Raw genomic sequence first — 16858 nt, forward strand, 5'->3', positions numbered from 1 at the left:
TATGCAAATTAATATTTAACATTATTAAATGATAAGTATTAATGACTTTCTGGTCAATACATATGCTTTATATTATGTAAATACAAAAACCGCATTCTTAATGAAAAGAATACGGTTTTTCATCTATAATTCTTCAATTGTAAAATTTAAAAACTCAGTCTCAAATCCATTATTTTTAGAAGGACTACACGTGTAAAAACCTATTTTAATAGGCTCACTCCCTATATCCTCCATTAAATGAGCGATTCTTATTTGTTCCCATTGATGGCTCTTTTTCACATATATTGTATAATCACCGCGTTTTCGAATAATTCGAAAACGAAGTTGTTGCTTAGCTGCTTCTGTTGGATAATCTTGCGTTGACCAATCAGAATATCCATTATTCGTTACGACAGCACCTAAGTGAGATGGCCCTTCAGGGATATATTCTAAAGATGTTTTTAGCCAACAGTTCTCCGAAATCATAACAAAAAGACCTGCTTGATCGAATTTTGAATTTGGATTCATACGTAACTGAACTTCAGCTTGAAAGTCTGTCATCATCTCATTATAAAATACATGACCATTCATTACTTCAAAACCATAATGTGTTTTAAGCCAAAAATCGGTTTCTGCTTTCGAACGGACAATAAACGCATGATTATCATTAATTTTATAGTATTCAGGTACATTCATTATAGTGAGTTGCTCAATACGTTCTGGTATATACGATATATTCATAGCTCCTCCATAATAAAGCATTTATATAGACATTTAAAACTCCGCTAATACTGGGAATTTATAACCTTTAAAATCTAACTCTTTATCACTTCGAACCATTAAATACTTGCTAGACTGTAATTCTTTAAACTGTACATCCTCAACCCCTAATTGATCCGGTGAAAAATAAAATTCGATTTCCGTAAACCTTTCATTGATTTCTCCACATAATTCATCTAAAACCGGAAGTACTGGCGCAAATACTCCAAATAATTTCAACTTTTCATTGTCTACTTCATAAACGATTAAAGCATCTAGTTTCTCTGAATAATACAATTTCTCATTCCATTCCGAATCATACATATTCAAATAAAATGAAGGATGGAAGTTTAAAGTTGAAAAACTATTTGAAAGTCTTTGGCTACTATCAATCGTTTCATGTATTAACTGTCTATTCTCTATATTATAGAAATCTAACTTTTTAAGTAGTGAATGGTTATTATTAATATTTTTATCATATGGTATAGTCATCAAATATTCCTGCACAACTTTAAATCCAAATGCTGTATATAGTTCAGGTTTTTCCGTAAACAATAATGCACATTCACATTTCTTATCAATTTCTTCTATCATTTTACTCATTAATTGTGTCATTAGCCCTTGTCTACGGAAATTAGGGTGTGTCATTACTGATTGAATACCCGCCGCATTTATTTTTTCACCATTAATTAATAATGGGAGTGAAAATGCCGCAACATTTGCAATCACTTTATCTTCTTGTAAAAATGATAAAGCTTTATATGTATCATCCCAATATCCTTTATCCGAAAAATCATTCAATGTTTGAGTTGTAATTCCAAACACTTCTTCAAATAAAGGAAATAACTGCTCTCTTTTCGGTTCTTCTATTAGAAGACTTGCCAATTTTTCAACATTCCCCATGTTGTACCTCCAAATGTTAAATTCCATTAAATTAGATATACTTATATGACCTACTCTTAAAAATAGAGGTCTTACCAATCAATATACTATCATAAAACATAAAAAAAAAGTCTAATTAATTTTATGTTTCGACTATTTGAAAATAAGTCGAATAAAAAAATATTAAGATTTTCGGATATTAATTAGTTTATTTTATAAAAATAGCGCTTTCTAATTAGCTTTTACTAATAGAAATACACTATTTATAATACAATATTTTTATTCTTTTATCCCTTCAAGTCTTTCCTTCGTATTAATTTCTTCTCCACTTATACGCTTTTCAAAAGACTTTCTCCAACTATTTGAAAGTGCATTTACTTCTAATATCCTTTTTACCCCTTCAATATTTTGTTTTTCCTTATGCATAATACGGTTAGCGAATGCTACTGAAACACCTTTTGGATCAGACTGTAGTCTTTTTAAGGTGTCGACTGATGATACCCATCCTTCTTTTAATACACGAAAATAAAATCCTGTATATCCTGTTTCTTGAAAATATAGTGGTAACTTTGGAATATTATATTTTTTTGCTAATTTAAAACAAGGTTGCCTTGGCTGTGTTACCTGTACGATTGCCTGTCCTAGCTCAAACGTATCACCAATACAAACATCCTCTTCGCTCATACCACTAACTGTTATATTTTCTCCGAAAGCCCCATATACAAGATCTTGATTCAATTCTTTTTCCCAGTATGGATAGTGATCACCAGTATAAACACAAACTGCTTTATCTACTCCTCCATGATGAACTAAGTCAGCTTGTCCATCCCCATTAAATTTTACAAAGGATAAATATACCGGTTCCTTTACTTGTTTCTTATTTATGCCTGTATGAATTACCTTTCCACCGTATGTAACCTCTTTTGGTAATCCTATATTTAAAGATAATAATTGATATTCATTAGCCATTCTATTTCCTCCTTTAAAGGTGTTACATGTATTTTCTCTCAATTAATTTTTACAACCCTCTCTGCTATATAAAGATGATTATAAAACCTTTAAAATCATTGTTCAATTCAATTATTTATATAATAATGATAGGTATAACCTATTATTATACTTGAGGTGATTCCAATCGAATTACGACAACTTGAATACTTTTTAGCTGTTTCAAAAGAATTACATTTCACAAAAGCAGCTGAGAAATTAAATATTTCACAGCCTTCACTAAGTCAACAAATACGTGCATTAGAGCATGAAGTAGGAATGCCACTTTTCGATCGAATTGGTAAAAAAATATCTTTAACTGAAGCAGGGAAGATTTTATTATCACATAGTAAAACCATTTTTCATGAAGTCGAACAAGCTCGTTCAGCTATTCAAGATCTAAACGGATTACAGCAAGGTTCCTTAACAATAGGGGCTTTGTTAACCGTCGTAAATTATTTACTACCACCAGCTATTTTAAATTTCAATAATTTATATCCCAATATAGAGCTTTCTGTATTAGGGCTTCGCACAGGAGATATTCGTGAAAAATTATTACGAAACGAACTAGATATTGGAATTACATTTCTGCCGGTGCAAGATAAAGAGATTATCTCTATCCCTCTATACAAAAGCGATCTTACATTAGTCGTGCCAACTGGTCATCGATTAGCTGAACGTAATCATGTATCTATTGCTGAATTACAGAACTACCCTTTAATTCTTTTACCTAAAAATTTCTTTTTAACCGAACTAATTACATCTCATTGTCAAAAATTCAACTTTAAACCAAGACCAATTTTAGAAATTAGCACGATGGAATCTTTAATCCAAATGGTTTCCAAAGGAATGGGAATTACAGTGTTACCCAAACCATATATAGACTTTTTACAAAATAAAAACATTCAAGCTATTAAAATAGAAAACCCTACTCCAACAATTGAAATAGGGCTAATTTATAGAAAAGATAAATATATGTGTGCTGCAACTCGAGAATTTATTGAGCAACTAAAAAGTACAGTACGTTCTTTCCAAAACTAAACAAAAGAGATTATCCTATGAAACCGTTTCACAACGATCTAGTAGAATAATCTCTTTTCAAAACAAAGTAAACATTATATTAAACTCTTATAAATTTTAATGTACCTTTTTAGATATTGGAATATATTTTGTAAAATATGCACCAACTAGCAATAATACAATTGAAAATAACCAAGTAAAAGCACCGCCAAAATGAAACCAATATGCAAACATATTTAAGATTGCGAGTAAAAAGAAGCAAATAGAAGTTAACGCACTTTTCAATCCTTTTATCCCAGATTTTTTTCTCTTTTGATAAGCAATATACATCGCAATAACAAGAAAAAAGATAAGAATAAATGGTAACATAACTTTTAGCATTGGTAATCCCTCCTGTGTAAATGCACTCTTTACACTACCATATTATACCACATAATACTAAAGAACTTTTATTCATTCCTGTTGTTTTTCACTATCTTTCCTTCACATCAGACCTCATCAAAACTCTCAACTAATGATTATTTGCTAACTGATAATTGCCTTGTTAAGATTATGGTAATAATAGAGTTCCAAAATAAAGTGATTTGACATCCGATAAACAAAAACAATACATTGTCCCCACTTATAAGCAATCATCTAATTCATGAAACTAAGAAACTTATTTATCAAAGCAAAAGGAGAATTTATGTATGAGCAATTGCAAACCAATTGATGAATTAACTATTGAAGACCTAAAACAAAACCCCATTTGGGAATGGGCAATAGATGAAGAGGAAAACGAAGAACATGACGAAACATGGGTAAAACCAGCAGCAACTACTAATTTTACAGAGGAGTTAAACGGTTCAATCGTACTAGGCGAACTATTCTTACATAATGGTGAAAAATTCCCTATGATGTGTGAAATTGACATTGAAAATAACGAGGCAGTAATTCGTTCTGTTGTTTATTATAACGAAGCAGAAAATGAGTATATTGCTATAGAAGATATTGTGAAAACGGTCGAAATGCCGTTATCGATTATTATTAACCTAACAATTCATGCAGAATCCAAAACCTTACGCTTCACTGCACATAAAGTAGATATTTATAAAAATTCAATAACGACTAATTTAAATTAAAGTTGGACGAAATAAAGAAAACAATTATTAAATAAAGTGAAGCTTTAATCAGTGGGGGTCTTACTGCCCAGCAAATAGCGGGATAAAAACCGGAAAATCATTATCGATTCCCCGGTTTTTCAAACTAGATTAAAGTATTCCCTTTTCTACTAAAGTCTCTGCGATTTGAACTGAATTCCAAGCCGCACCTTTTAATAGGTTATCGGAAACAATCCAGAGGTGGAATCCGTTTGGCATATCAGGATCTTTACGTATTCTTCCGACAAATGTATCTATTTTCCCTTCTGCATATAATGGCATTGGATACAGCTGTTTACTAGGGTTATCCTGCAAAATAACACCTGGTGCATCCATTAATACTTCCTTAATTTCCGCAACGGTTGCTTCTTTTTCCAGTTCTATATAAACCGATTCTGAATGCCCTGATACAACTGGAACACGTACACAAGTAGCTGCCATTTTCAGGTTTTCATCTTCTAATATTTTCTTCGTTTCTTGAATCATTTTTACTTCTTCAAAAGTAAAATCATTGTCTGTAAATATATCTACTTGAGGCAGTACATTAAACGCTATTGGGTAATGTTTTTTATCTTTTTTCTCCGGTAATATATTACTTTTCACTTCTTCACCAGCAAGCATAGACTTAGCCTGCTCTTGTAATTCATGAATCGCATGAATGCCAGAACCCGATACAGCTTGATATGTTGAAACGATAATTCTTTCTAAACCGAATGATTTTCGAATCGGCTGAAGTGCTGTTACCATCTGTAATGCTGAACAATTTGGAACTGCAATGATACCTTTATGCTGCTTTAAAGTATGCGCATTCACTTCCGGAACAACGAGCGGTACACCTTGTGCCATTCGGTACTCACTTGTGTTATCAATTACAATCGCACCACTAGAAACTGCATGAGTTACAAATTGTCTAGATACTTCTCCCCCAGCGCTAAAAAAGGCAATATCTACACCTTCAAAGCTAGTTGTTTTTGCCTCTTTTATAATTATCTCTCGTCCTTTGAATCTTACTTTCTTACCAGCGGATCGTTTTGACGAAAGCAATGTAACTTCAACTATATTAAACTTCATTTCATTCTCTAACAGTTCAATAATTTTTTGCCCTACCGCACCTGTAGCCCCAACAACAGCTACATGATAGCCCTTTTTTTTCATCTTTTCTCCTCCAATATCACCTGAATGAATATTTCTACAATTTCATTTTATACAGAATTTAATCATTTGGAAAATTAAAATACATGATATAATCATTCACAAATCATGATAATAAAAGAGGGATCGCTTATGGAAATGAGACATGTTAAAACATTTTGCGCCATTGTGAAGTATGGTAATTTTTCTAAGGCTGCGCATGCGCTAGGTTATGCGCAATCTACTGTTACAGCACATATGAAAGCTTTAGAGAACGATTTACATATTCCTCTTTTCGATCGGTTAGGGAAAAAAGTGCTACTTACAAAAGCAGGTCATCAATTTCATCCTTATGCATTAGAATTACTTTCAATATATGAAAAAGCGCGAGAAATCCCCCAAAATACAGATTATTTAGAAGGTACATTAAGTATTACATCTAATGAATCATTAGCGGTATACCGATTACCACAATTATTACGTACTTACAAACAGAAAAATCCAAAAGTAAATATCGTACTTGAAACAAACACAAATGAACAAGCATTACAAAAATTACGTGAAGGAGAAACAGACGTTGTCTTCATAATTGGAGAAAGTATAGAACATAATGATTTTATTACGCGTACTTTTAGTAATGAAACATTTGGATGGATTTTACCAGCTTATTCCTCTGCGCATACAAATCCATTCCAGTTATTACAGGACACCCAGTTCATTTTTACAGAACAAAGCTGCGGCTATAGGCCAATGGTAGATCGTTTTTTATGTCAAAGTGGAAATATTCCAGCTAAAACATTTGAAACTTCCAATGTTGAAGTCATTAAACAATCCGTTATGTGTGAGTTAGGCATTTCAATTCTTCCTTATATCGTTGTACAAGAAAGTTGCCAAAAAGGACAACTATGTTTTCAACCTATCGAAACTCCAACAGTTATTCAAAGTTATGTAATCTATCATAAATCTAGATGGATTTCCCCGGTATTACAATCGTTCCTTTCCTTACTTGAACGAGACTAAAATATTAAGATGTACATAGAAAAAGAGTAATTGCCTAATAAGCAATTACTCTCTTTCATTAATTAGTATACTATTTATTAGTCTGTCCCCCACCTGCAATTAATTTACTACCTGAATATGTACCTTTGTTCATAAACACTTGATTAATTAATTCTTTTTGCTCAGCTTCCGACATTACTCCTTTTCCTTCTCCTAAATTCCCACTTTGTAATTTCCAAATCTTATTATGATCCCCATCAACCTTTTCATATTTTCCTTGTTTCCATCGTTCTAAAATTTCTACATATGTACTTCCCTGTACAAGATCATTACTCTTTACAATATCAATTAAGCTTTCAATCCGCTCTTGTGTAATAAAAATATAGCCCCACTTTTGATCAGCTTTCGCTTTTTGATGTGCCATTTCATGTAATGCTGTCTGTATGTTCTCATCTGTCCATTTAAAATTTTTATTAAAACCACTATTCGGCAATGAATAATTTCCATTTTCTAAAAGCTTTGCATCTTCTGCTTTTACGTTACTATCAGCTAATACTTCTACTGCTGGAGCAGCTGGTGATGCCTTTTTCGCAGCTGGTTTACTATTATTTAAATAATGCAGCATACCATATGTTAAACCTACTCCAATTACCGCCATACCAGCTATAACACCTATTATTTTCAAAAATGTTTTCATCTCGCTTGTTTCCTCCCAAATATCTCCGTTCTGACTACCTAATTATTTCTTATATAAAAACTGTTACTTCATTCAAAATATCGCATCCCATCCCCTATCATATTATTTATATATACTTCCTCATATTGTATTTCTTTTTCTTTAAAATTGAAAGATTATTCTGTTAAATAATGAAAATATTCTACAAATTTTTCCTTTATATTTATAAAGAAACAAAAAAACAACGAGCGCGTTCTACAACACTCGTTGTTTTTACTTTATGCACGATTTTCTTTTAACCACTTCGTAATAGCATCTAACTTCGAAACATCAAAACGTCTTTCTTCACACACGTTCAAATTTTGTGAGTTTCTCACTATTTCTAATTCATTATTTCTTACACTTTTTGCCTCAATTAATTTACAATACCCATCTGTAACAGTATTTAAATTTTCATAATAACGCTGAAACGATTTTGATATATGTAAATGTTTTTCAAAGTTTCTCCTTCTTTTCGTTTCATCAGATACTTTCCGTTTTCTAAGTTCTTCATCGTTCGTATATAAATAAAAATATTGATCTGGAAAACCAATTTCCCTATTTATCATCTTTTCTTTATAAAAATTTTCTATTAAAGATAATGGCTGATTAAATATATCAAAATGAAAACACCAATTATAACTAAGTGGCTGATATATATCGCCATCGAGTATTACTAATTCATATTGCTTTGACTTCTGAACAGCTATATTCCAGCGCTCAACTTGTTTTTCAAAATACCATGTTCTATGTTCATTTTTTTGTCTTTCAAATAAAGAATTCACTTCAGGTATTATATAAGCACCATAATTCTTTTCTAATTCACGGCACGTGGTACTTTTACCAACAGCGCTTGCTCCCTCAAATGCTATTATCCCCATAGTTTCTCCCTCTTTCATTAACTAAAATTTCGTTGTTTCGCTTTTCTTCCCCATAACTTTCTCCATAAAACAATTGAAGCGACAGTGAGCATGATTGTTGTAATGATACTACCTTCAATTCCGAACGTGCCTCCATGCAATGTTTCTGGTCCATTTGTTATAGACTTAAAAATTGGAGTAGAATATACAGTTGTGCCACTAACTGCAAAACCATATACATTATATTGAGCCCAGTTCCAAATTGAGTGCCATGCACATATTCCCCACAGACCGTCTTCTTTCAATACATATAAAGCTGCGAAAACACCCACTAATATTATATTCGATATAGATAATATTGTAATTCCTGGATTAAGTAGATGAAGAAATCCAAATAAAAATGAAGTTACAATTATTCCAACCCATATACGACTTCTAACAGAAAGAACCGGGAATAACCAACCTCGTACAATAATTTCTTCCGTTGCCCCTTGTATTAAAAATGCAACTAGAGATCCTACTATTCCTACTATCACTGTTGAGGTAATATGTTGTACTTGCAATTTCACACTCCCCATTAATAATAGTAGAATAACTGGCGTTGAAATAAATAAAAACCCTATTAACGCACCTTTTAAATACTTTCTCATCCATTTCTCTTTCCAAAAGCCAATGGATGAAAAAGGTCTTTTTTCTACAAAACGAACCCATATAAATAAAATAAATATAGCTCCGCCAAACGTTAACACCATTCTAACATTGTCATAAATACCTTTCATGAATATCGTTTCAGCTTTCGGTAAAAATAACATAAATAACATAAAAAGTTCGCCTAAAGTCAAAAATATAATGGCTAATATTACAGCAAAGACTGGATGGACCTTTTTTCTCCCTGCTTTTGCTGCTTCAATTATTATAAATGAATTATTTTTCACTTTCTTTTCTCCTTTTATAATATTTAACTACCAACAGTAACCAACCATATTTTACCACGAAAAATATATTATTAATATTTACTCTAAGTTTTTCTTACATGATTTTGCATAAATCCCAATTAGGAATAATATATAAATAAAAGAGGTTCCTTTGTGCCTTTACTATTATCACCCAGATTACTCAGTGGTATTACCAGCACTTGCTATTTCCCACCATTTGTTGTAAGATAGTAATTAAGGTCAATTTAACACTATATTTTCTTTGCATATTATCAAGTATCAATCAGGGACAGTTTGTACTCCTTATGGGTTTTTGATAATATGTGAAATTTTATTTTCATTCAAATAAGGCCGATCATATTGTAATTTTTCTACTTTTAGGAGGCATTACCATGACATTAACAGGTAAAGTAAAATGGTTTAACAGCGAAAAAGGTTTCGGTTTCATCGAAGTTGCAGACGGTAACGATGTATTCGTTCACTTCTCAGCTATCACTGGCGACGGCTTCAAGTCTCTTGACGAAGGTCAAGAAGTTAGCTTTGAAGTTGAAGAAGGTAACCGCGGACCTCAAGCTAAAAACGTTGTAAAGCTATAATTCAAACAATAAAAAGGTTGTTACCAGCAAGGTTAACAACCTTTTTAATATATAACTAAAATTTTTTACATAAAAGGAGTGGTTACATGTATCGCAATCGAAAGAACGATGTAGCAGAAGTACCACCAGAACAAACCCCTGTTTGGGAATGTGAATCAGAGGATTGTTTAGGATGGATGAGAAAGAACTTTTCATTTGAAGAAGAGCCTAAATGCCCTTTATGTAAAAGTAGCATGAAAAGCGGAGAACGTTTATTACCTAAATTAGGTTAATTTATAATAAAAAAAACCTCTTTTAATTAAGAGGTTTTTTTTATTATAAATTTATGTCCTCAACATCAGTTCGCACTATAGAATACAATAATGCATCGTGTTGCTTATTTCCTTGATGAATATATCCGCGCAATAGCCCTTCCTTTTGGAAGCCAATTTTAGATAACATTCTACAAGAAGTAACATTTTCAGGATATGTAATAGCTCCAATTCTAAACAAACCTAAATCTTTAAATCCATAATTAATAATTTCTCCAGCTGCTTCTGAAGCATAACCATTTCCCCAATAGCGAGGATGCAGATCATATCCAATCTCAGATCGTTTACTCCATAATTGTAAATTGTTTAGTCCAATTGTTCCTATTAAAACGTTCGTTTCTTTTAACACAATTCCCCATCGTATTGCCTTTTTCTCAAAGTAATTTTTTGAAAAAGATTCGATCATACGTGAAGCTTGTCCAAACTCCGTAAAAGAATTCATACCGTAATAACACGTCACTTCATCCAATGAAAAGATTTCATATATTTTTTGACAATAAGATTGTTCTATTTCAACTAAACGTAAGCGTTCTGTTTCTAATATAGGAAATGCCATAGGATCACTCCTTTCTCTCTACTCATTCATTATATCAGAAAAAATATGTATAATTAGTAAAGTCCTTATTGTTCCATAAGTCAAACATTTCTAATGGCGCATTCCCTCTTTATTCTATATACACGAATTGGATACCTTCTGATTGCGACTCAAACATGACACTATAATTTTCATAAATCAAATTTTAAATTATCAAGAACTGTAAAGAATTTGTTCCTTCATTTTTTCCTTCTAAACAACCACCCTAACCCATACATTTATGGTAAAATATAGTTAATCCATTTTGCGCTATGGAGGTGTAAAAATCTATGTATATATTCATCGGCTTATCCCTCTTACTCATATTACTTATTTTTTTATTCGCAAAAAAATTCACACCAAACTCATTCATGATGACTAGCTTTAAAGGTAATAGCTTTAGGACATTTTCAATCGGTATTTTAATCGCTGCCATACTCTCACTTTCATATGGAACTTATCATGCGGTAACATATCAACCTAGTTATTTAGATATTAAATTAAAAAATCAAAACTATACTGTTTTCGGTAATGTAGGCGAATTCGGTTATTTCTCCGAAGAATTATTAAAAAAAGATACAGAAGTACAACTATATTTTGTCTCTTGGAAAACAATACAGTTAAAAAATCCGGTAATACTTATAGAATATCCTTCAGGAAAACAAGAAACATGGAAGCCAAATATCATATCAATACCGGTAAATAAATTACAAGAAAAACATGATATAAAAGATATTTATCAACTATCACCGTATTCATTTAAAGAGTCTGGAGAAATAACATTAACATTAAAAGAAAACAATGTAAAAAACAATACAATTTCCATTCAAATAAAATAAATAAAAACTGTTCCTCCATTTTGCTGAAGGAACAGTTTTTATTTATTCTACAGTATTATTCATTTAATGTAGCCATTATTTCATTGGCTATATTCTTTCCATTTCCAATACACGCACCAATTCCGACACCATAATATGAGGCACCAGCTAAATATATATTTGGATAAAGATTCGTCATTTTTTCTTGCAATGCTTGAACCGCTTGATTATGTTCTAAATGATATTTCGGCATTAAATCTTTCCAATTTGTAACTTCGACTACTTCTGGTTCACCTTTAATTCCGAGACTCTTTTCAATATCATATAAAGCTACTCGTACTAATTCTTCTTCACTATAATTTTTGATTGTTTCATATACCGGATTGGTGCTCTTATAAAACATTCTTACTAATAATTTTTGTTTACCCGATGTATGTTTCCACTTTCGACTTGTCCATGTACAAGCATCACAATGTAAATCACTGTTTTCCGTTACAATAAACCCTGTGCCGTCAGCTGGTAGTTGTTCATCTAGTATGTCAAATCCTAAGTAAATACTTATAAGAGATGAGTTTTTAAATGTATTAAACTGCTCATTTAACTCATTAGACTGTAATAAAGTTTGTGCTATATCATGCGGAGCTGCTAAAACAACATAATCAGCTTGTATTGTTTCATGATTTACAAAAGAAATCTCATATCGATCTTCTTGTTTACTTACAGCCGTCGTTATAGCACCTTTTTTTACGACAGTTTCAGTGAGCACTTCTTCTAAGCGATTAATTATCGTAGATAGTCCACCTTTAAATGATACGAATTTTTTATTTCCTGCTGATTGAAATTGTTTTTTATTCTCTTCAAAACCTTTAATAATACTTCCATACTTATTTTTATAATCCAGTAAATACGGTAATGTAGATGCCATTGTAAGCTCATTCAATTTACCAGAATATACACCTGAAAGTACAGGAGCAATTTGTCTTTCCACTAACTCTTTCCCTAAGAAACTTTCTAAAAATAGAGCAAGTGATGTATCTTTCGTAAACTCTTTATTTTTCGTTATGAAATCTTTTAAAGCTACGATTTTCCCTTTCGTTGAGACTAGCGTACTGCTAAACAAAGACTGGGCGCTCATCGGTATCCCAAATATAGTATCAGAAGGAATCGGATGTAACATGTTTTCAGAATATATGTAAGAAATACCCGTTTCATTATATACCATTTCATCTTCTAAATTTAAATCTTTTACAAGTGGCATAACATATTCATTACGAGCAACGATTGAATCCGCTCCTGACTCCATAATGAAATCCTTTTCTTCCACACTATGGATTTTACCACCTAAATACTCTTCTTTCTCAATAAGAATTAAATTTAAATCGATATTATAATCCTTTTTTAATTTTTCTAAATAAAACATAGTAGAAAGTCCCGTTATACCTCCACCGATAACAACAACTGTTTTCATATGTGCTGCGCTCCTAACCGATACAATTAATAATTCCTTTTTATTATAACCAAAAGTCCTTATATTCGACTAGCAAGTTGCGCATTCTGTAAGAAATTAGACAATATATTTGAATATATTTTCAAATTACCTAATAAAAAAGAACTATAACATTTACAAACCCCGTCATAGTTCTCTTTATTTTAAAAACATAAAGTAATTGATTAATTTGTCTAGTTCTTGACTCAATGCCAATACTTTTTCATGTTGAATTCCATAATCCGATACTAAATATAAAAGTTCTTCTTTTTTTATTTCAATTACTTTTTCCAATTTCGCTAGTTCCATGTCGTTTTACATCTCTCCAAAAATAAAATGTATGTATTTCAGTATAGCCTACTTACATAATTAGTAAAAGTAAAATACACATGTAAAATCTTACATATTTGAAAAAATAATATACTACTAACAAAAAAAGAAACTAGATTAAACATCCTTTTACAGATCATTAACGTTCATTAAGAATGAATAACATAACGGAATTTTTCTAATGTGATATCTTTATAATTTGGAGCTCTCTGTATATGATTAAAATAACTATATGAGAATTTAAATACATGACCAAAATCCCAATCGAATTCACTATAGTCTTTTATCCAAAATATATTTTCAGTTGGTAAAATATTTGCACGTTTAGATTGAATTAAAGGTAATCGATCTATAGGTGAGTGTAAAGTTATTTCCGTATTCAGCTTGAGCTTTTGGCTAGCTCTTAGTACGTATACTAGTTTTAACAGCGGACGTATCCCTCGTTGAAATATATCTATATGTCCTAAATCGTACATTATATTAATTGCGTGGGAGTATGTAAGCAAATGCCCAATTAAATCATGATGTGATTCCGCTCGATAAATACTATTAAATTTCGATAACTCATTTAAAATGAACTGAGATACTTGTGTTGGATTACTCAATTCACTTTGTATCTCCTCTTCAAAACTTAATTGTTTTACTTCTTTCGTCGTATAACCAATCCACGATCTACCTGGAATTGTTTTTCGAAATGATAAAATAAGAGTAGTAATCCCTTCAATTGCTTGATTATCACCCCATTTTTGTAGCTCTTTCATAGCTAATAAACTTAATGACGCATAAATGACGTTATGCCCCACCCAATGAAGCTCATCAATCGTTTGTTCTAAAGATTTTATAATCATATTTTCCGCAATTTTAAAATCTATTTCTTTTTTATCATCAATCATCTCACCAATTTTTTTCTTGTTCAGCATCATCCTTGTTTGCGAATACATATTACGAGCTGTTTCTTCATCAATATTATTATCTTTCATAAAAAAATAACTAGCAATTGCAGCTGCTCCAAAATGCGCATGCCAAATATCATTTGTTTCTTTTTTACATTGAGAAATAATTGAAAGGCCGCCTTTTAAAATACTTTTGTTTTCCATTTTCTTTCTCCTCTAGTTAAAATCACTATATTTTCATCCTAAAGATGGTGTCAGTACAAATAAAATGTGATTCGATTCATCACTTTTATTCAAAAATCGATGCTTCACATTTGGTGGAATACGTACAACATCGCCTTCTTCTAAAAAATATTCTTTTCCCTCCAATTCTACGTACACTTCCCCTTTCATAATAACAGCAATCTCTTCCTTATCTTCATGGGAATAATGACTTTCTGTTGTGTTTGCTTGTTTATTTAAATCCATCATTAACATTTCAATACGTGCTTTCATAAAATCAGGTGTTAATACATCATATACAATATGATCATTGTTTTCCCGATATACTTTTTTTCGATCTTTTTTCTTAGAAATGAGCGAATCTGTATCGATATCATTAATAAAAAGTGTAAATAGCGGTACATTTAATGCTTTTGCAATTAACTCCAAAACATTTAAAGAAGGATTAGCATGTCCTCTTTCAATTTGGCTAATTAGTGATGTACTAATCCCTGCATAATCAGCGAATTCACGAATTGTCATATTATTTTTCTTACGATAACTTAATACTGTTTGTCCAAGCCTATCATGTATCATAGTAAAACTTCCTTTCGTCCATCATAATGCATATTTCATTGTCTTTGTGCTGACATACTAAACAAAGGCAAATAATCCTTTCCTATTATCTCCGGGACTTATATACTTACTTTTGTACATTATATCGCATTAAGTTTATTATAATAAACATTCTATCGGAGGGACAAACTTTGAAATCACCTATTCTTTCATATTTCATCTTATTTTTTGGTGTATTCGCCTTATCAACTTCAGCAATTTTTGTAAAATTGGCAGATGCTCCTGCGACAATCATTGCTTTTTACCGATTATTCTTTGCCACACTGATCCTGTTACCGTTATTACTATTTAATAAAAATAGTCGAAATGAGCTAAAAACTTTAACGAAAAAACAATGGACATTCGGATTCACATCTGGGCTATTTTTAGCTGCACATTATGTACTATGGTTTGAATCATTACAATATACTTCTGTAGCAAGCTCTACAGTTATCGTAACGTTACAACCTTTGTTCTCAATGATTGGTGGTTATTTTTTATTTAAGGAGAGATTTACGAAAGGAGCGGTTATTGGTTGCCTCATCGCTATTTCAGGTAGTATCATCATTGGCTGGCAAGATTTCAAAATTAGTGGAGAAACTTTATATGGAGATATTTTAGCATTTATCGCTGCCGGTATCATTACTGCTTATTTTTTCATTAGCCAACACGTTCGTAAAGATTTGTCACTTATACCATATTCGGTAATTAGTTATGGAAGTAGTGCTGGCTTTCTTGGCATATTTGCTTTCATGCAAAAAGAATCTTTCATCCATTACTCTACACAAACTTGGTTGTGCTTTATTGGATTAGCTTTCATTGCTACAATTTTAGGACAAACCATTTTTAATTGGTTATTAAAATGGATGAGTGCTACTGTAATTTCAATGAGTATTTTAGGTGAAACAATTGGCACTTGTATGCTAGCGTACTTTATATTACATGAGACTATTTCTTTACAACAAGGACTAGGAATTACCGTTATTTTTATTGGTTTAGTATTATTTTTATTGCAGCCAAGTTCTAATAAAAAAGCATGACAGTATACTGTCATGCTTTTAACTATTCATTATGTACAATTAAACCATTCGGTCTAAAACGACTCATCATAATTTCATTAATAAACTTTCCATGAGCTTTCAAATTCCCTATCTTTACTCCCTCTTCTACAAATCCAAATTTTTCATATAAAGCTTTTGCTTTTGGATTCGTTTCTAACACACCTAGTTCTACTCTCTCTAACATTAACCAATTATCAGCCAAATCAAGCATCTTCGTAAGAAGTGCTCTCCCAATTCCTTTATTATGATATTCACTGTCTACCCCAATGAATAAATCGCCTGAATGAGATCTTCGGCCCGGACTTTGTGTTAAACCTACAAACCCAACAACTTCTCCATCATATTCTGCAACAAATTCAAATTGATTTGGTGCTAAATTTCGAATTCTATTTTCCATAGCCTCTACACGCATGCTAGGTAAGAAAACCATATACGGTAAAACGTCATCCTGTATACATATACGATGAATTGCTCTAGCATCTTGTATTTCTACTGCTCTAACGTTGATTCCCATCTTTCTCTCCTCCATATAAATAACAATATATTTGTGTGTATTCTAGAAACGTT

Annotated in this window: 21 protein-coding genes; 7 read left to right on the forward strand and 14 right to left on the reverse strand. The window is 31.6% G+C overall.

Annotation, left to right across the window (positions count from 1 at the left end; genetic code table 11):
• Nucleotides 1-123: 123 nt before the first annotated feature.
• From AU379_RS12025 to AU379_RS12035, 3 genes are all read right to left on the reverse strand, one after another.
• Entirely contained in the window at nucleotides 124-720 is a 597-nt protein-coding gene (locus AU379_RS12025; RefSeq protein ID WP_001027681.1) for a DUF1349 domain-containing protein, read from the reverse strand.
• A gap of 33 nt (nucleotides 721-753) precedes the next feature.
• Complete coding sequence (locus AU379_RS12030; protein WP_061139304.1) at nucleotides 754-1641, reverse strand: GNAT family N-acetyltransferase; 888 nt, start codon at nucleotides 1639-1641, stop codon at nucleotides 754-756.
• A 258-nt stretch (nucleotides 1642-1899) separates the two neighbouring features.
• The gene (locus tag AU379_RS12035; protein ID WP_001262998.1) at nucleotides 1900-2589 is read right to left on the reverse strand and encodes an MOSC domain-containing protein; all 690 of its coding nucleotides are present in this window, start codon (nucleotides 2587-2589) and stop codon (nucleotides 1900-1902) included.
• A gap of 156 nt (nucleotides 2590-2745) precedes the next feature.
• On the opposite strand from AU379_RS12035, the gene AU379_RS12040 reads away from it, so the two are divergent.
• A complete protein-coding gene (locus AU379_RS12040) occupies nucleotides 2746-3648 on the forward strand; it encodes a LysR substrate-binding domain-containing protein (RefSeq protein ID WP_000612241.1) in 903 nt (300 codons plus the stop codon).
• Between the two features lie 96 nt (nucleotides 3649-3744).
• Here AU379_RS12040 and AU379_RS12045 read toward each other — a convergent pair whose 3' ends face one another.
• Nucleotides 3745-4008: a hypothetical protein gene (locus tag AU379_RS12045; RefSeq protein ID WP_044584452.1), complete on the reverse strand. Its 264-nt coding sequence runs from the start codon at nucleotides 4006-4008 to the stop codon at nucleotides 3745-3747.
• Nucleotides 4009-4316: 308 nt separating this feature from the next.
• On the opposite strand from AU379_RS12045, the gene AU379_RS12050 reads away from it, so the two are divergent.
• Entirely contained in the window at nucleotides 4317-4748 is a 432-nt protein-coding gene (locus AU379_RS12050; protein ID WP_000063764.1) for a hypothetical protein, read from the forward strand.
• A gap of 129 nt (nucleotides 4749-4877) precedes the next feature.
• On the opposite strand, the gene AU379_RS12055 is transcribed toward AU379_RS12050, so the two are convergent.
• A complete protein-coding gene (locus AU379_RS12055) occupies nucleotides 4878-5921 on the reverse strand; it encodes an aspartate-semialdehyde dehydrogenase (RefSeq protein WP_061139305.1) in 1044 nt (347 codons plus the stop codon).
• A 129-nt stretch (nucleotides 5922-6050) separates the two neighbouring features.
• On the opposite strand from AU379_RS12055, the gene AU379_RS12060 reads away from it, so the two are divergent.
• Complete coding sequence (locus AU379_RS12060) at nucleotides 6051-6917, forward strand: LysR family transcriptional regulator (protein WP_000425905.1); 867 nt, start codon at nucleotides 6051-6053, stop codon at nucleotides 6915-6917.
• Nucleotides 6918-6987: 70 nt separating this feature from the next.
• On the opposite strand, the gene AU379_RS12065 is transcribed toward AU379_RS12060, so the two are convergent.
• The 3 genes from AU379_RS12065 to AU379_RS12075 form a co-directional block, all read right to left on the reverse strand.
• Nucleotides 6988-7593, reverse strand: a complete 606-nt coding sequence (locus AU379_RS12065) for a PRK06770 family protein (RefSeq protein ID WP_000846982.1) — start codon at nucleotides 7591-7593, stop codon at nucleotides 6988-6990.
• Between the two features lie 257 nt (nucleotides 7594-7850).
• Nucleotides 7851-8510: an AAA family ATPase gene (locus AU379_RS12070; RefSeq protein ID WP_157462626.1), complete on the reverse strand. Its 660-nt coding sequence runs from the start codon at nucleotides 8508-8510 to the stop codon at nucleotides 7851-7853.
• Nucleotides 8510-9406 carry a type II CAAX endopeptidase family protein gene (locus AU379_RS12075; RefSeq protein WP_000794817.1) on the reverse strand — a complete coding sequence of 299 codons (897 nt, stop codon included), beginning with the start codon at nucleotides 9404-9406 and terminating at the stop codon, nucleotides 8510-8512. The genes AU379_RS12070 and AU379_RS12075 overlap by 1 nt, the downstream gene beginning before the upstream one ends.
• A 392-nt stretch (nucleotides 9407-9798) precedes the next feature.
• Between AU379_RS12075 and cspD the strand changes: the two genes are divergently transcribed.
• On the forward strand, nucleotides 9799-10002 hold the full coding sequence (gene cspD, locus AU379_RS12080) for a cold-shock protein CspD (RefSeq protein ID WP_000176366.1): 204 nt from the start codon (nucleotides 9799-9801) through the stop codon (nucleotides 10000-10002).
• A gap of 86 nt (nucleotides 10003-10088) precedes the next feature.
• Nucleotides 10089-10274: a cold-shock protein gene (locus tag AU379_RS12085; protein WP_000286203.1), complete on the forward strand. Its 186-nt coding sequence runs from the start codon at nucleotides 10089-10091 to the stop codon at nucleotides 10272-10274.
• A 43-nt stretch (nucleotides 10275-10317) separates the two neighbouring features.
• Here AU379_RS12085 and AU379_RS12090 read toward each other — a convergent pair whose 3' ends face one another.
• Complete coding sequence (locus AU379_RS12090; RefSeq protein WP_000885392.1) at nucleotides 10318-10869, reverse strand: GNAT family N-acetyltransferase; 552 nt, start codon at nucleotides 10867-10869, stop codon at nucleotides 10318-10320.
• Between the two features lie 308 nt (nucleotides 10870-11177).
• Between AU379_RS12090 and AU379_RS12095 the strand changes: the two genes are divergently transcribed.
• Nucleotides 11178-11726: a hypothetical protein gene (locus AU379_RS12095; RefSeq protein ID WP_000275249.1), complete on the forward strand. Its 549-nt coding sequence runs from the start codon at nucleotides 11178-11180 to the stop codon at nucleotides 11724-11726.
• A 55-nt stretch (nucleotides 11727-11781) separates the two neighbouring features.
• Here AU379_RS12095 and AU379_RS12100 read toward each other — a convergent pair whose 3' ends face one another.
• The 4 genes from AU379_RS12100 to AU379_RS12115 form a co-directional block, all read right to left on the reverse strand.
• Nucleotides 11782-13173 carry a protoporphyrinogen oxidase gene (locus tag AU379_RS12100; protein WP_000860361.1) on the reverse strand — a complete coding sequence of 464 codons (1392 nt, stop codon included), beginning with the start codon at nucleotides 13171-13173 and terminating at the stop codon, nucleotides 11782-11784.
• 177 nt (nucleotides 13174-13350) lie between these two features.
• Nucleotides 13351-13500 carry an aspartyl-phosphate phosphatase Spo0E family protein gene (locus AU379_RS12105; protein ID WP_000417698.1) on the reverse strand — a complete coding sequence of 50 codons (150 nt, stop codon included), beginning with the start codon at nucleotides 13498-13500 and terminating at the stop codon, nucleotides 13351-13353.
• 170 nt (nucleotides 13501-13670) lie between these two features.
• Nucleotides 13671-14618, reverse strand: a complete 948-nt coding sequence (locus AU379_RS12110) for a hypothetical protein (RefSeq protein ID WP_000428899.1) — start codon at nucleotides 14616-14618, stop codon at nucleotides 13671-13673.
• A gap of 33 nt (nucleotides 14619-14651) precedes the next feature.
• Nucleotides 14652-15212 carry an XRE family transcriptional regulator gene (locus tag AU379_RS12115; protein WP_000581029.1) on the reverse strand — a complete coding sequence of 187 codons (561 nt, stop codon included), beginning with the start codon at nucleotides 15210-15212 and terminating at the stop codon, nucleotides 14652-14654.
• A gap of 170 nt (nucleotides 15213-15382) precedes the next feature.
• Between AU379_RS12115 and AU379_RS12120 the strand changes: the two genes are divergently transcribed.
• On the forward strand, nucleotides 15383-16270 hold the full coding sequence (locus AU379_RS12120) for a DMT family transporter (RefSeq protein ID WP_061139307.1): 888 nt from the start codon (nucleotides 15383-15385) through the stop codon (nucleotides 16268-16270).
• Nucleotides 16271-16292: 22 nt separating this feature from the next.
• On the opposite strand, the gene AU379_RS12125 is transcribed toward AU379_RS12120, so the two are convergent.
• Complete coding sequence (locus AU379_RS12125; protein WP_000512619.1) at nucleotides 16293-16805, reverse strand: GNAT family N-acetyltransferase; 513 nt, start codon at nucleotides 16803-16805, stop codon at nucleotides 16293-16295.
• Nucleotides 16806-16858 lie beyond the last annotated feature (53 nt).

Origin of the sequence: Bacillus sp. JH7, from assembly GCF_001563515.1 — a bacterium.
GTDB classification, from domain to species: Bacteria; Bacillota; Bacilli; order Bacillales; family Bacillaceae_G; genus Bacillus_A; species Bacillus_A cereus.

What these genes read in the sequence shown, in the direction of transcription:
- AU379_RS12025 (WP_001027681.1), bottom strand. Translation starts at nt 720, where the DNA reads ATGAATATATCGTATATACCAGAACGTATTGAGCAACTCACTATAATG.
- AU379_RS12030 (WP_061139304.1), bottom strand. Translation starts at nt 1,641, where the DNA reads ATGGGGAATGTTGAAAAATTGGCAAGTCTTCTAATAGAAGAACCGAAA.
- AU379_RS12035 (WP_001262998.1), bottom strand. Translation starts at nt 2,589, where the DNA reads ATGGCTAATGAATATCAATTATTATCTTTAAATATAGGATTACCAAAA.
- AU379_RS12045 (WP_044584452.1), bottom strand. Translation starts at nt 4,008, where the DNA reads ATGCTAAAAGTTATGTTACCATTTATTCTTATCTTTTTTCTTGTTATT.
- AU379_RS12050 (WP_000063764.1), top strand. Translation starts at nt 4,317, where the DNA reads ATGAGCAATTGCAAACCAATTGATGAATTAACTATTGAAGACCTAAAA.
- AU379_RS12055 (WP_061139305.1), bottom strand. Translation starts at nt 5,921, where the DNA reads ATGAAAAAAAAGGGCTATCATGTAGCTGTTGTTGGGGCTACAGGTGCG.
- AU379_RS12060 (WP_000425905.1), top strand. Translation starts at nt 6,051, where the DNA reads ATGGAAATGAGACATGTTAAAACATTTTGCGCCATTGTGAAGTATGGT.
- AU379_RS12065 (WP_000846982.1), bottom strand. Translation starts at nt 7,593, where the DNA reads ATGAAAACATTTTTGAAAATAATAGGTGTTATAGCTGGTATGGCGGTA.
- AU379_RS12070 (WP_157462626.1), bottom strand. Translation starts at nt 8,510, where the DNA reads ATGAAAGAGGGAGAAACTATGGGGATAATAGCATTTGAGGGAGCAAGC.
- cspD (WP_000176366.1), top strand. Translation starts at nt 9,799, where the DNA reads ATGACATTAACAGGTAAAGTAAAATGGTTTAACAGCGAAAAAGGTTTC.
- AU379_RS12085 (WP_000286203.1), top strand. Translation starts at nt 10,089, where the DNA reads ATGTATCGCAATCGAAAGAACGATGTAGCAGAAGTACCACCAGAACAA.
- AU379_RS12090 (WP_000885392.1), bottom strand. Translation starts at nt 10,869, where the DNA reads ATGGCATTTCCTATATTAGAAACAGAACGCTTACGTTTAGTTGAAATA.
- AU379_RS12095 (WP_000275249.1), top strand. Translation starts at nt 11,178, where the DNA reads ATGTATATATTCATCGGCTTATCCCTCTTACTCATATTACTTATTTTT.
- AU379_RS12100 (WP_000860361.1), bottom strand. Translation starts at nt 13,173, where the DNA reads ATGAAAACAGTTGTTGTTATCGGTGGAGGTATAACGGGACTTTCTACT.
- AU379_RS12105 (WP_000417698.1), bottom strand. Translation starts at nt 13,500, where the DNA reads ATGGAACTAGCGAAATTGGAAAAAGTAATTGAAATAAAAAAAGAAGAA.
- AU379_RS12110 (WP_000428899.1), bottom strand. Translation starts at nt 14,618, where the DNA reads ATGGAAAACAAAAGTATTTTAAAAGGCGGCCTTTCAATTATTTCTCAA.
- AU379_RS12115 (WP_000581029.1), bottom strand. Translation starts at nt 15,212, where the DNA reads ATGATACATGATAGGCTTGGACAAACAGTATTAAGTTATCGTAAGAAA.
- AU379_RS12125 (WP_000512619.1), bottom strand. Translation starts at nt 16,805, where the DNA reads ATGGGAATCAACGTTAGAGCAGTAGAAATACAAGATGCTAGAGCAATT.